The sequence below is a fragment of the candidate division KSB1 bacterium genome, assembly GCA_034506395.1.
In the GTDB taxonomy this organism is placed as follows: domain Bacteria; phylum Zhuqueibacterota; class Zhuqueibacteria; order Thermofontimicrobiales; family Thermofontimicrobiaceae; genus Thermofontimicrobium.
In genome coordinates this window covers 45,710-60,647 of sequence record JAPDPQ010000019.1, presented here as the reverse complement: position 1 = coordinate 60,647, position 14,938 = coordinate 45,710, and the positions used below count along the sequence as shown (strand labels likewise).

7 protein-coding genes are annotated in these 14,938 nt (G+C 47.6%); 4 read left to right on the top strand and 3 right to left on the bottom strand.

What is annotated here, in order from left to right:
• Positions 1–52 precede the first annotated feature (52 nt).
• On the bottom strand, positions 53–3,319 hold the full coding sequence (locus ONB37_12865) for a glycosyl hydrolase-related protein (protein ID MDZ7401047.1): 3,267 nt from the start codon (positions 3,317–3,319) through the stop codon (positions 53–55).
• Between the two features lie 209 nt (positions 3,320–3,528).
• On the opposite strand from ONB37_12865, the gene ONB37_12860 reads away from it, so the two are divergent.
• The 4 genes from ONB37_12860 (at position 3,529) to ONB37_12845 (ending at position 11,053) form a co-directional block, all read left to right on the top strand.
• Positions 3,529–3,906 (top strand): BlaI/MecI/CopY family transcriptional regulator, encoded by a 378-nt coding sequence (locus ONB37_12860; protein MDZ7401046.1) that lies wholly within the window; start codon positions 3,529–3,531, stop codon positions 3,904–3,906.
• Between the two features lies 1 nt (position 3,907).
• A complete protein-coding gene (locus ONB37_12855; GenBank protein ID MDZ7401045.1) occupies positions 3,908–5,683 on the top strand; it encodes a M56 family metallopeptidase in 1,776 nt (591 codons plus the stop codon).
• Positions 5,684–6,156: 473 nt separating this feature from the next.
• Positions 6,157–9,342: a glycosyl hydrolase-related protein gene (locus tag ONB37_12850; protein MDZ7401044.1), complete on the top strand. Its 3,186-nt coding sequence runs from the start codon at positions 6,157–6,159 to the stop codon at positions 9,340–9,342.
• A gap of 22 nt (positions 9,343–9,364) precedes the next feature.
• Complete coding sequence (locus tag ONB37_12845; protein ID MDZ7401043.1) at positions 9,365–11,053, top strand: B12-binding domain-containing radical SAM protein; 1,689 nt, start codon at positions 9,365–9,367, stop codon at positions 11,051–11,053.
• A 29-nt stretch (positions 11,054–11,082) separates the two neighbouring features.
• Here the strand turns inward: ONB37_12845 and ONB37_12840 are convergent, their stop codons facing one another.
• Both ONB37_12840 and ONB37_12835 read right to left on the bottom strand, forming a co-directional pair.
• On the bottom strand, positions 11,083–12,096 hold the full coding sequence (locus ONB37_12840) for a PorV/PorQ family protein (GenBank protein ID MDZ7401042.1): 1,014 nt from the start codon (positions 12,094–12,096) through the stop codon (positions 11,083–11,085).
• A gap of 58 nt (positions 12,097–12,154) precedes the next feature.
• Positions 12,155–14,908 carry a hypothetical protein gene (locus ONB37_12835; protein ID MDZ7401041.1) on the bottom strand — a complete coding sequence of 918 codons (2,754 nt, stop codon included), beginning with the start codon at positions 14,906–14,908 and terminating at the stop codon, positions 12,155–12,157.
• Between the last annotated feature and the right edge of the window lie 30 nt (positions 14,909–14,938).

The following is a 14,938-nucleotide window of genomic DNA, read 5'->3' as shown; positions in this document are numbered from 1 at the left end:
GAGTCGGCTCCGCATCCTCATCATAGCCGCAATTGGACTCTGGGAGGCTTTTTTATTCCAACCAAACTTTGATCGTAATAATTTGATGCGCGTTCAAGTTGAATTTCACTTGATTGGCCTCGAATGTGAGAGGCTCGCCTTCTTCTTCTAAAAAGTTCGACTTACAAGCTCGTTTCACTGGGCGTGGGAATCGAACCACGGTTTCAGCAGCTTCTCCGTGAGTTTCATAGAGTCGAACGATCCAAATATGGGGGTCTGCCTGGGCATCGAAATCGAAACTTTTTTCCGGCTCGGCGATTTTGATGGTAGCAAGGAGCACGTTTTCTGGCGCAACAGAAATGAACGAATGGACCTTGGGCAGCTTACCCTTTTGTGAACTGATAATTCGCGCCAGCAGCGGATAATTATATTCATAGCCTCTGCGGATACTGTTTCCAGTTTTCCAATCGCCACTATGAGGATAAAGAGAATATTCGATGCGGTGTTTGCCCATATCAGCCATGGGGTCTGGCCATTTGGGAGAGCGGAGCAAGCTGAGCCGCATCACCTGACCATGAATATCGCCGCCATATTTAGCGCGATTCAACAAGCTGACACCAAATTGTTGCGTGGCATCGGTCAGATCGAACCAATGGTGCTGGTTCACCTCAAACCGTGCCTTTTCCCAGTCGTTTCGCATGGTCGTTGGTCGACGAATGGTGCCGAAAGGGATTTCGTAACTTGCGAGGCTGTCCGATGCGGCAACGGCAAACGCCACTTTCAACATCACATGCTCTTCCCACCAATCTGCTTCGGTCACAAAATCGATGCGATCGATGCCGCGGTATAAAATGATGTCCTGGGTGAAATAGCTATTGGGATTATTGGGAGTCGGATAGCTTTTTTCTACACCAGGTTTTAAAAAATCATGTTGAACGCGAATCACTGATCGCACTGGGCCCTCCTCGATTAACCTCGCACCGCGAAAATTGCTGGGGTAACGTTCTCCCAATCCCAGATTCCATGCATCCCAGGCACTGGGGGTATCTTTGATTAATTGAAGTTCATTGCCAGGCCCGGACAAGAGTTCTCGTTCCAATCGTTTATCATAGATGCTGCTTAACCAGCCTGTGGTAGAATCAATGGATAACCGATAGAACTCATTTTCAGCAGAAAGATCTGTGGCGCTGAGGTGTTGCCATTGATTCGGCGGTTGCGAGCGCAATTCGTAAACTGCATATCCCATGGCTGGAATATCTTCGGCAATGAACAGAATCTTATTTCGGTATCTTCCAGCTGAGACGATCTGCGAAGGAATCGCTTTGCCCTGGCTGTTGAATAGAGAATAAATTTGATGATCATCTTCGGGCAGGAGAAGCTCCACAATATCGGTGCGCGTCCAAGCCAAGGGATTATAGATAAGTACTGGAGTGACGTTCTTTTTTGTTTTCGTATTAATCAGCGTTGCAAGAAACTTTAGCGATGTTTCTAATTCGTGCTTGGCTATTTGCTGGCTCTGCTGATAGAGTTCGTCCGCATCCTTATAGACCGCATAAATGCTCGATCCTGGTAGGATATCATGAAATTGGTTGAACAGCACGCCTCGCCAGCCAGCAAGCATATCGGTGCGATGATAAGGGTGCCCATACAGACCGGCGATCGCCGCGATTTGTTCGGCATTACCGAACAACTGTTCGCTTTCGCGATGATGTCGCTTGGTGTTCGATTGTGTGGTATAAGTGCCACGATGATATTCCAAATAAAGCTCGTCGGTCCATACTGGCAGATTGCTGAGGTCTTGGCTACGAATCCAATCCAGATATTCACTAGCAGTGCCGTAACGAACGGTGGGATAAATGTCCAATTTCTTCAAGGCCTCAATCCGATTGATCATTTCTAGATCTGGGCCGCCACCATGATCCCCCACACCGTAGAGTACCAGCATGTTTTTCAAGCCGGTATTGGCCTCAAATTGGCGAAGCCAATCGACCAAGGCGAACGGATTCTTGATCTCATTGACATAATCATTTGGGAAATAGGTTAAGATTTTCGTTCCATCGGGGGCTTGCCACCAGAATAAGCGATATGGGAACATATTGGTGTCGTTCCAGCCGATCTTTTGAGTGATGAAAGCAGTGATGCCAGCATCACGGTAAAACTGCGGCATATTCCAATTATAGCCAAATGAATCTGGGTTCCATCCGATCTTCACATCAACCCCAAATTTCTCTCTGAAATAGCGCTTTCCATAAAGCAATTGCCTGGCCCATGATTCGCCAGAGATGAGGTTGCAATCGGGTTCTACCCACATCCCGCCAACAATTTCCCAACGACCATCGGCGACGCGCTGTTGGATCCGCTGAAAGACGTTTGGATGCAATGTTTCCATCCACCAATAGAGATGGGCCTGACTTTGGGTATAGGTGAAATCGGGTCGTGCTTCCATCATGTCTAATACTGAGCTGAATGTATTTTTAGCGACATTGATGGTCTCCAAATATCGCCACAGCCAGGCACAATCGATGTGGGCGTTGGAATCAAATATTAGAGTAAATTCCTTGGCAAATTTGCCGATCGGTCTAAGGGCTTGCCGGGATTTTTCTAATGACGCCTCAAAAATTTGGGGATAGCCATTTTTTAAGGCAGTGACTTCGACGAGTCTGGCAGCCTCCTCCAATTGTTTGCGAAGCTGGGTTCGCTGCTTGGTCGGAACGGTGCTGAGATCAATACCGCGATCCAATTGCACACGCCCGGTTTTCAAGTAGGTATCACCGCTCAATAATTTTTGTCCCACACGCAGGCTTAAAATATAATCTTGGACTTTGTCCGCCAGCGGTTTCGCCCGATCCCATACCAATCTTGCCTCCAATAGCCGCATCGGGCCACCCGTGTTGATTGCTTTGATCGCGACAGAAAAAGCCTGCCCTGGCTTCGCATCTCGTGTCAGCAAATATTCTCCAGTCCATTTGAATAGCCCCTTCTTTTCGCCATTGATCCAACAAATCCCTGCATCGTCTACTGAGACAACCAGGCGGATCGTCCCTCCCAAAACTGGCATTCCAAGAATTCGCTCAGGGACAAAGATCGTTTTTCTTAACCACGCGGAGTCAGGGTAGATGCTCTCATCGATCCTGATCGTTTTCCAACCCACGTCATCGTAATTGGGACGCCATGCATCAATCGCCATCTGAGTGGTGTACTTCCATTCATCAAACCGAATCGCCATGTAGCGCTCTAACTCGGCGCATAGCATATCAATGTATTTCGAGCTTGAGGTTTGGGCTAACAATTGAACCGCCCAAATGATCCCGATCGCAACTGCCAAAAACATTTTTTTCATGCTTTTCTCCAAATAATGATTTGATCTTGCAAATTTGGCATTCACCCCTTCTTACGCATCATTTAATTATAACATTTTTCTGCCCGATGCGCAACTGTTTTTTTGTTAAATAAAGAACAAATTCAAAAATTTTTCTTGACAATGAATATCAAATTTATTATATTTGTTACTACAAAAGTAGTAAAACTACTAATTGCATAGGAAGCGATATGAAAAATCAGATGAATCTATCTGAGTTAGAATGGCAAATCATGCAGGTGCTCTGGCAAAAAGGGGTCATGTCTGTCAGAGAAGTATGGGAAACCTTATTTCCAGAAGCTGAAAAGGCCTACACAACCGTTCAGACCTATATGGATCGGATGGTGGAAAAAGGTTTACTCCGAAAGCAGAAGCTCGGCTTAGTCAATTATTATCATGCGGCGGTCGATAAAAATTTTCTGCGGCAGAATGCCACTGAATATTTGGTCTCGCAGGCGTTCGAAGGTTCGTTCTTTCGACTCGCTGCTTTTCTATTAGAATCGACTAAATTATCCCAGGAAGAACTGGATCAAATCAAACAACTTATCCGAGCCAGAGAGGAGGATTAGCATGCCGGTTAATCTCGCGAGAATCGAAGGATTTGCCAGAGCCTGGTATGATCACATCACCATGATCTCGATCCAATGGGGCTTTTTTCTTGCTTTTGTCTTCGTTATCGCTCTGGTGTTCAAAAAGCAACAGGCTCGATTCCTCTACTTTATTTGGTTGGTGGGTTTGATGAAGGTCCTAGTACCCCCAAAAATTGCCCTACCAAATTTTATCTCGAAAACTTCGCTGATAGTTCCACAATGGATTCCCACGCTGATGCTTCCAGAAGTTGAGATTGCATCGAATCAGCCTGCTGGATTGAGCTTCCAGGGATATCTTTTGATCATCTGGGGAAGCGTTGTTGTTGGTCTGTTGGGCTATTGGCTTTATCAGCTCGTTCGATTTCGAACCAAGGTCATCGGCAGAGGTATCGAGCTGACCGATTACCATCGACTTTGCTTCGATATATTTGGGGCAAAGCGAGTACGGCTGTTGGTTGTGCCAGGCATTTCGGCACCTTTTACCTGGGGAATCATGCGACCAAAAATCTACCTGCCAGAAGCAACTCTCTCCTGGCCAGATAGAGAGCTGAAGGCACTATTGCTACATGAATACGCCCATATCAACCGCAAGGACCTTTGGATCATCCCGATCCAAAATATACTTCAGATTTTATTCTTTTTTCATCCACTGGTCTGGATCGCAAATCAGCAATTGTCCCGGTATCGCGAGCAGGCCTGCGATGATTTTGTCATCCATTATCTGCAGGGGAGACGGGTGGAATACAGCAAATTGCTTTTGAGGTCAATTCATCAGACCGCAAGTTGGAGTCATGCACCAGCTCTCACCAGCTATTTTCATCAATCGAAAAAACTCATTCTTCAGCGGTTCAATTACATTCTAAATCGAAAGGAGACCGTTATGATCCGTTTAAATTTGCTCCAGAAGTTGGCGATCATTGCAATGATCGTCTTGGGAGTTGCCTTGTCCTGCCAGCGACAGACCGAAACGCCGCAGCGCGAGAGCGAAAGGCGAGAGGCTGCAGCCCAGAAAACGATCCCACAACAACCCCAGCAGAGGGTCAAACCTGGAGATACTAGTAGCTTTTTTGTTGCTTATGATCAGCCACCGGTGCCTATTGGCGGATTTAGAGCAATTCAAGAGCATTTGATCTATCCAGAGAAAGCCAGGGAGGCTGGCATTGAGGGAACGGCTATCATTTATGTTCACGTCAACGTCGATGGTCAGATTGACTCGGCGAAGGTGTTTCAGTCATTGGACAAGATTTTTGGTTGTGATGAGGCGGCGATGGCTGCGCTAAAAGCAGTGAAATGGTTACCAGCCAAACAAAAAGGTCAACCTGTGGCTGTTTGGGTTTCGGTTCCAGTGGGATTCAAATTGCATCAGAAGCCGACAGAAAAATTGGAACAAATAGAGGTCTTTGATCGAGAAGGTCCGCCACCACCTCCTCCTCAGCCACCAACGGGTGCGGAAATGAAATTACTCTCGTTTGATGAACCGCCTATTCCAGAGGAAGGATTTGAAGCTATCCAGAAAAACCTAGTTTATCCTGAAAGCGCGCGGGTGGCAAAAATCGAGGGCATGGTGATTGTTAATGTTCATATCAACGACCAAGGCGAAGTCCGAGAGACAAAGGTTTTCTCTTCTACTGTCGATGATGCCTGCAATAACGCTGCAATGGAGGCCATTCGCTCGGTCAAATGGAAACCTGCAAAGCTAAAAGGAAAGCCAGTCGATACATGGATCCATGTACCCGTAAGGTTTAAATTGAAATGATCCCTTGAAATACAGATCTCTTGTCGCACGGAATTGTAATCCCACAGAATTGAGCAATGCCCGAATAAAACATATCATGACTAGATTTCTCATTAATAGCAGGTTTCGTCATTTCTGTGGGATTTCTTTTCTGTGGGAGTGCATCGCGCCTGCCCCATTTTCCCTCGAATTTTCGCTTGATTCTGATTGCAAATTTGTGTATTTTTCCTGCCAATTATTTTCGTGAGCGAGAGAGTGCCACATGATCTCAAGAAATTCTGGAGACATTTCGTATCAAATTTTCAATACATGTGGAAAAAATTTTTTTAAATAAAGTTTTCCGTATTGAAAGTTCTACGGCATTCTGAAGCCCTCAGAGGAAGAAGTGAAGCGATTTAGGTGCTTGGTGAATTGTAAGATTCCTCGCTTTGCTCGGAATGACACTGATTTGTGTTGCAGAAATCGAACGAAAAATTAAACAAAGGGACACCAGCGTGAGCCAGCCGAATCTACCTAATGTGCTTTTCTTTAAAACCGAGACCAATGGTCATCCCCTAGGTTATAGCTACGTTACCATTGCCAATGATCCCATTACAATTCAACCCGGAGATTTTCTCGAGTACGATATTTACATCGATCTCAGCTCGCCGCTCAGCCAGGCGGGAGTGGATGTGCATTTCCTCTCTGGTCGAGCGATGCGGGATTCTATGGTATTCGACCAGCATGATATGTGGTCTCATCCGATGACCAACCTTTACGATGCAGTGGATACCTGGTATCACCGCAAAATGGCGTTGACCAATCTGGTGGGCGAAACTGTGGAAAGCGTCCAGGTCGCGGTTGTCTCGCCAGTAGCTGGAACTTACATTGCTTGTTTCAAAAATATTTGCATCACACGTAACGGCGAAGTTATCCACTCTTTTTATCGAGAGGGTGACCCAAAAATAATAACGGTAAAAATGAGCTTGGCATTTTTTAATGAGGTGGTCAAAGCCATTTATTGGGATGATTTCAGAAGGGTGAAACTCCAGCATATCGAGCCAACTCGGATCTCCCCAGAGATACAAATAGCAGAGAAGTTGCTAAATTTGCAGGTTGAGAAAACTGAAGGCTGGCGCCAGCTCATTGAACAAGCAAAGAAGGCACTGAACGTCACAAAGTATATCGAAAATGATGATGAAGGCTTCAATAAATCTTTGACTGAGGTGGGCAAGATTCTGGCCCCGATCCTCAAGCAGGTGAAAAACTTCACGATTCACTTCATCGGCCATGCGCATATCGATATGAACTGGCTCTGGGTTTGGAACGAAACTGTGGCGATTTGTCAGCGCGATTTCGAGACGATGACCAAGCTGATGGAGAAATATCGGTTTTTCACCTTTTCGCAGAGCCAAGTATCCATCTATAAAGCGGTCATGAAGACGCGCCCCGATTTATTCGAACGGATTCGGAACTTTGTGCACAAGGGTCAATGGGAGATCACCGCGGCCATGTGGGTTGAGGGAGATGAAAATATGGCTGGAGGGGAATCGCTGGTCAGGCAATTCCTTTTGGCCAATCGGTTCTTAAAGAAACACTTCGGTGTAGAGCCGAAGGTCTGTTGGCAACCCGACCTGTTTGGGCACGTGTGGACCATGCCCCAGATTCTCAAGAAATGTGGTGTGAAATATTATTACTTCATGCGTTGCGGCAAAGATAATCCCCATGTATTTTGGTGGGAAGGGCCGGATGGCTCGCGGGTGCTGGCAGCTACCACACCCAATTACAACGGTTCGATTGGGTATGACACTCCGAATTATGGTTTTGAACTGTTTCGAAAGCAGGGGATCCGGGATTATGTGCACGTCTACGGCGTTGGCGATCATGGAGGCGGTCCAACGGCCCGCGACATCGAGCGAGGGCTAGCTATCGGGGCCAATCCACATCTTCCATCAATCAAATTCAATACCGTTGAAAACTATTTTGACACGGTGGCTGCCAAATATCCCAATCTCCCAGTGGTCAAAGATGAGTTGCAATTCATCTTTGAGGGCTGTTATACAACCCATGCCGATATCAAACTGCGCAATCGCCGGTGTGAAAATCTGTTCCCGTTGTTAGAATTCTATGCTAGCATGGCGTTGCCTTTTGAACTACCTTATCCCAAATTCATTCTCGATGAGGGCTGGGAGCGCGCTTGCTTCAATCAATTTCATGATATTCTGCCTGGGTCAGCGATTCATGCTACTTATCAGGAAGCAATCCCGATCACCGATGGGTTTCTTCGGGCGGGCCAGCAGGCGTTACAATTGAGCCTCGCAACGATCGCCAATCAGATCGATACAGAAAAGAGCGAATCATCCCCCATAGTCGTTTTTAATCCAAGCAATTGGGAACGGACGGATGTAGTGAGTGTCATGCTCCCGATTTTATCCAATGAATGGCCAGAAATCTTGAATCGAGATGGTCAGATTGTTCCGAGCCAAGTAATTGAGCGTCAGTGTGATGGCGCAACAGTGATTTTTATTGCCGATACGGTTCCTTCCATGGGATATAAGACCTACGGATGGCGCAGAATAGACCATGAACCGAGCTATAAAACGGATCTAATCATCCATAATAACGTTCTCATCGAAAATCAGCATTATCGCATTGCGCTGGATGAGCAGTCTGGCCAGCTTTCGAGCGTTATTTTAAAAATCGATGGGAAGGAGTTTATTCGCCCAGGAAGCAGAGCCAATCGGTTTCAATTATTGCAGGAACAACCGCATGACATGTCCGCCTGGGTGATTGGGCCGATCGCTGAGACGATCGAGTTGACTCGGCCAGACAGGATCGAAATTCTGGAGCGGGGGCCGATTCGGTATCTGATTCAGATTGTGCACCGATTTCGACAGTCAACTTTTATCCAGCGTGTGGCGATTTACAGCAAATTGGCGCGGATCGAATTTCCCAGCACTGTAGATTGGCAGGAGGTCGGTAGTAGACAAACGGGGAACTTATTTTTGAAAGCCACATTTCCACTGAATCTGACGTCCAATAGCCGCGCCCACTTTGAACTGCCATTTGGGACCATTGAACGGCCAACCAATGGTCATGAATATCCTACACAAAAATGGCTGGATCTGAGCGATGCCGAACACGGGGTGAGCTTACTGAACGATTGCAAATACGGCTGCGATGTCAATCAGACCGAGATACGGCTATCGCTGCTGCGCTGCTCTTACGAGCCAGACCCAATCCCAGATAAAGGCGTCCATCATTTCAAATACGCATTGCTGCCTCACACAGGCGAATGGCGCTCAGCCAATTCGCTGCGTGCTGGTTATGAATTGAATCAGCCATTGCTTGCGGCAATGACAGATCGGCACCCAGGCACATTGCCGCTGGAGCATTCGTTTATCCAATGTTCGGCAGAGAACATTATCATTACGGCGCTTAAACAATCTGAGGATGACGATTCCCTGATCCTGCGCTGCTACGAGACGCATGGCAAAGCAACGAAGGCGAAATTTAAGTTCGCTTTTAGTATCAGCCAAGCGAATGAAACGGATCTGCTGGAGCGAGATTTAGCAACATCTCAAATTGAGCTTTCCGAGAATGGCTTTGAAATCGAAATTGCTCCGTACCAGATCCGGACGTTCCGATTGATTCGAGAGAAGATCCAATGGCCCCGTCGACATAACTTTGTGCCGGTGTAATTCAGTTCAGAGCAACTTTGGTATGGATCCGATCAAGAAAATCCTACTTATCAATCCGCCGATTCAGGATTTCTATCAAACGGAGATTCGGCAGCAACCGCTCGGGTTAAAATATATTCAGGCGATGCTCGATCGGGCCGGCTTTGAGACTCATCTGCTGGATTGCTTAGCCAGCCCTCAAAAGCACACCATTCCTGTTCCTAAACCACTCGCTCATCTGAAATCTTATTACCATCCCAATGACCTGAGTCCCTTTAAGCTGTTCACTCATTATCGGCATTTCGGTCTAAATTTTGATCAGATTGCTCAGCGGATTCGCGATTATCAGCCTGATCTGGTGGGGATTTCCTGCAATTTCACCCCTTATTTTAATACCGCATTAGAGACGGCGCGATTGTGCAAGGCGGTTTTTCCTGAGGTTCCTATTGTAGCTGGGGGGCATCATGTCACAGCCGCGCCAATCGAGGTGTTGAAATCAGGCTATTTCGATTTTGCAATCCTTGGCGAAGGAGAAGAGCGAGTGCTCAAGCTGATCGCAGCCCTGATCAGTAATAACCCAGGTGCATTGAAAGCCATTGATGGTTTGGCGTATAAGGATGATGGGAAGATTTTCGTCAATCCTATCCGAACTTATATTGAAAATCTTGATGATCTTCCCGTGCTAACCCAGAACGAGAAGATGGCGATGTTGATTACTTCGCGCGGCTGCCCTAAAAATTGCAATTTCTGCTCGATCGCCAAAGTGATGGGCAAAAGGGTCCGATTTCGCTCGGTTGATCGGGTGCTCGATGAGATAGAATTGGGAATAAAAAACGGCATTCGCCACTTTGACTTCGAAGATGACCATCTGACTGCCGATCGCGAGCGGGCGAAGCAGTTGTTTCAGAAGGTAATCGATCGCTTTTCCGGCTATCCGCTCAAACTGTCAGCGATGAATGGGGTGCTGGCCGATTCGTTGGATGAGGATCTGGTCCGAATCATGAAAGCTGCGGGATTTGAATGGCTCAATATCCCGCTGGTGAGCGGCAGCCCCAAGGTCCAGCAGGAGATCACGCGACACCAATCATATCAGCATTTTTCCAAAGTGGTTTTTTGGGCACAACACTATGGATTGAAGGTCGTCGCCTATTTGATCCTTGGCCTGCCAGAGGATACGCTGGATCAGATGTTGGCGGATATTCTGTTTTTAGCCGATCTTCCGGTGGTAATCGGTCCCAGCATTTTCTATCCGCCACCTGGGGCTCTGACATTTGAGAACTGCGTGAGGAAAGGCTATATTTCTGGAGTTGATTTGCTGCTATATCGCTCGACCGCGCTCCCGGTTGAAACTGAACATTTTTCTCGAACCGATTTGGTCACGCTATTTCGATTGATCCGAGCGGTCAATTTCCTCAAGCATTGGCTCGGTTCTGGTGGCTCGATCGATCATGCTGATTTAGCTGCCCATGGATTCCGCTATGCGGGTGGTCTGCTGATAGCTGAGCGAAAGCTCAAGCCCGATGAGATCGGTCGGTTGTTGCTCGATGAGTTGCTCTCGCGGTTTCGATTGAGGGGTCTGGTGCTGCGTAAAGGAATGGGAAGGCGATATGAATACGAGTGGTTGAACTATGAAGTGAATCAAGTTTTAATCGAACGATTCTTGGCTGGGTTTAGCAAGAGCAACATATTTCGAAAATGGCAGGAATTGAGAGAGAAGGGTTACCAAATGTAAAAAATTTGGTAACCCTTCTGGAATTTTGATCAGAACGAAAGTCCGATCGAGAAACGATGGATGCCTTGTAGCCGGCCGAAATCGGTGAATGCATAATCAAATGTGCCTTTATAAGAGCCAAGATTCAATCGAAGGCCAGCTCCTGCCGATAGCCCTTCTTCGCTTTCGTCATCAGGTGTTGCATTTAGCCCGAGACGGACGAAGAACAGGTCCATCAATGAAGTTTCGGCTCCGACGATCAAAGCTTCGGCGCGGTCATTGGTTTTGACGAACTCGACGCATTCGGTCACATTCACCTGATCTCCGAAAGGATCCCAAGCATAGCCGAGGGCCAGCCGAAATGTCATCGGCAGTGGATATTGATCGGTGTCATAATAGACGTTCACTGGGGCGACATTCCCGGCTTCTGGGAACTTATTGAACTGGGTGAGCAGCCCAGCACCGGTGAAATGCAGCTCTGGCCCGAAGTTGGCCATGTTCATCGCCAATTTCAAGCCTCCCAAACCTACGTCGTACATTGTCCCGATATCGAAGGCCCAACCGAAGGCGTTCATATCCCAGATCGACTCAGAGATCAATTTCAGTTGAATTCCGAAAGAGAACCGATCGGTCATGTTCCGAGCATAGGTTATTCCGAAAGCGAGGTCAGAGGCATTGAAAAAATTGCCTGTTCCTTGAGGTTCTTCTGGCGTGGTGATTTCCATTTGTCCCATGGAGACGGAGGTCAAGCTCACCCCAAAACTGCCAATTTGGCCTGCGTTATAAACGAAGCCAAAATAGGCATGATTGATATCTGCAATCCAATCGGTATAGGCGAAGATCAATTCATTGTTTGGGATTCGAGCGATGCCCGCTGGATTCCAATACAGCGCCGACGCGTCGTTGGCTAACGCGGTGAAGGCGCCACCCATTGCTTGAGCCCTGGCACCAACGCCCAGCTTTAAAAACTGAGCTCCGGAAGTGCCTCGCTTTGAAAATTGCGCCTGCAACAGTCCAGAACCTATCAGGCTGATGGCCAATATCATCACGATTATTTTTCTCATATTTTTGTATCCTCCTCGATAATCGAGCTATTCATCCAATCATGGCGTCACGCCAGGGTTACCTGACAATCGCAAACTTCCCAATGTGATCCCCAATTCCAGGAGCTTCAATATGGAATAGGTAAACACCGGGGACAACCTTTTGGTCGTTATGGGTCAAAAGATTCCAAAAGACCCACCCTGGGCCAGTCTCCAGATTATCCGCTGCAGCGGTCTTCGAATCGATGGTGCGCACATGGTCTCCCGAGAGGGTGTAAATTCGAATTACGTATTCCTCGGGAAGATTGATGAACATCAAACGAGCATAATCGCCGCTGCGCTCCCAAGTGTTGCGCACGATATAGGGGTTAGGCACGACCTTAATATTTTTCAACTGTTCCTTCTTGGGATTGATCTTTTCGGCTACGGTCTCGAATTGATATTTATCTTTGGGACTGTACGGTTTGGATAGCATAAATTTAAACACAGTGCCAGGAACGGGGTCGACTGCCGCTTCGGGAATACGGACTTCAAACTGGAACGTAAAACCCGTTTTTTTAGCCCCAGTGATGTAATCCACATAATCCTCCATCACTTTAATGATATCGCCATTGCTGAGCTTGCCTTTTTTATCGGCTGGATCGCTGGGATTATCCTGGAAGAACAGGCTCTTTGCTCTATATGCGCCATCCAGATCAATTCGCCAGACCTCAAAGGGCAGAACAAGTTGCGCTGGCAACGATGCTGTGCCTTCCTGGGTGAAGCGGATTTCATAATCATGGGGCACTTTCACGATCGGTTTAATATTAACGATTTCCCAATTCGTATTCGGTGTACCAACCCATCCGCCAGAGACAAAATTCCCAGCAGGGACGTCATTGAGCGTGAGGACAACACCGTTAAAGTAGGTATCACCGGTGAGCTGAGTCGATTTATCAACAACAATCGAGTTATCGTTCAGATTTGTGACCGTGAAGGTTTTGGTGGTTCCCACATAGCTGAAGCTGATCTCATAGCGTGCATCGATGACTTGGTCCATCAGAGTGGGAACGATGGCGACTTTCGGTGGCGCAGCAGTTGTGCCGCTGCTCACAGCGTGGGTGACGTTCAATACTTTTGCCTTCTCATAGCCCATGGTGAAAAATCCTGGTCGGATCGAGGCTCGATTTTGCCCCAGAATGAGTCCGCACTCGATGCTACGGATCGCTTCATTACCCCGATCGTACGAAGTGATGGCATAGTGGTATTCGACACCATCGATCACATCCTCGTCCACATATTCATGCACCAGACCGGTATCGTCGCCCAAATATTTGTCATTCGGATGAGCATCATCATATAGATCCAGCGGGTTAATTGGCTGATTTTTGGTGATGCCATCGGCCAAGTCCCACTGGCCGATCAACTGCCATTCGGTGGTCGGATCTGCGACCTTCCAATTGCCCAACGGGCCGATCCCAGTTCGGCTCTTGTAAAGGCGATAACCTTCGAAGTCGCGCTCACCAGAGACCGGGTCGATCGAATTTTCAGCTTTATTATCCCATCGAATGGTGACTTTCCCAGGTCCAGGGATCAGCGTCAGTTTTGGTTCTGCTGGAGGTGCTGGGCTCACCCACCCCAAATCGTACATCTGCTGAGCAAGATCGCAGGCGATCTCTAACGATCGTTTATCCTTGGCGCAAATGATTCCCACTACAACGCGAGCGGATTCCCCAGGCTTCAAAGTAAATGGCCCAGTGGGCATGCTGAACCGCTTGTCGGCTGGGCTGGTATCCACATCAAACGTCCCATTGGCGCTGATTACGTCATAGCGTTCCACGTCAGTCCCCGGGTCGACATCAATGGTGAAGATGCGGAACGCGGTTAAGCCCAATTGCTGTCCCGTATTCGGATCAATCGGGCTCTCCAAGAAAACATAACCCAGATAGCCGGGCGGGGTTGACCACCCCGATTCCTTGCCATCATTGTCATAAACATAGGCCATATTACGCGATTCATCAAAGCCAACCATATCATCCCCTGCATCGCCAATATCGGGGTCACAGGTCACCGCCAAATACATATTCTTCAGCTCGTCATTGGATGCATTGATGATATCGTATGATAAAAATACAAAATCCTGGTTGAAAAAGTAATTCCAGGCATACCCAGTTTGGATCACGTGAACTCCTAAAATGTCCGCGCTGGCATCGAATTTATATGTTTGATCGACATCACTAAACCAGGCATAACTGTCCTGAACCGAGACGGTAACCGGCTTATAACCCTCGCCAGCCTCGGCCCAGGTTTTCACGGTATCGGCATCATTGGTTTCAGGATTGCCATCTGGATCAGGATTATAGTAACCAAAGGGCCATTCGGGCATTCCTTCCGCCAGAAACCGATCGGGATAGTCGGTGCTCAGCAATACCCGAACGCCAGTATTGTTGAAGTTATAATTATGGGTCGGATCAAGCTCAAAGCCAGGGACCAGTTCGCTCTGACCACTGTTGGGGTTATATCCGACCGATACCAGTTTTTTGCCATTTTTAATTGCGCCGATCCAGATGCCAGCACCGAAAATATACGCCTGCCCAGAACCCTTCGGCCAAATACCGCCAGCGCTACCAGTGCTCACCTCATGACCATGAATGCCGAAATTTGTAATGGGAAGGTAGAGCTGGCCGACATCGTGGTAGCGCAAATCAAACATGTTATCTGGATAGGTTGCTTTCCATAATGAATTTTTCGCCGTGCCGGTCTTGGTTGCTGCCGCTGCCGTGGAAGCACCCATAACGGCTCCGGTCATTATAAGAATGATTAGGATTGACCATAATCGAGAGTTTTGCTTCATCCTCTCACCTCCATAAAGTAATTTATGATT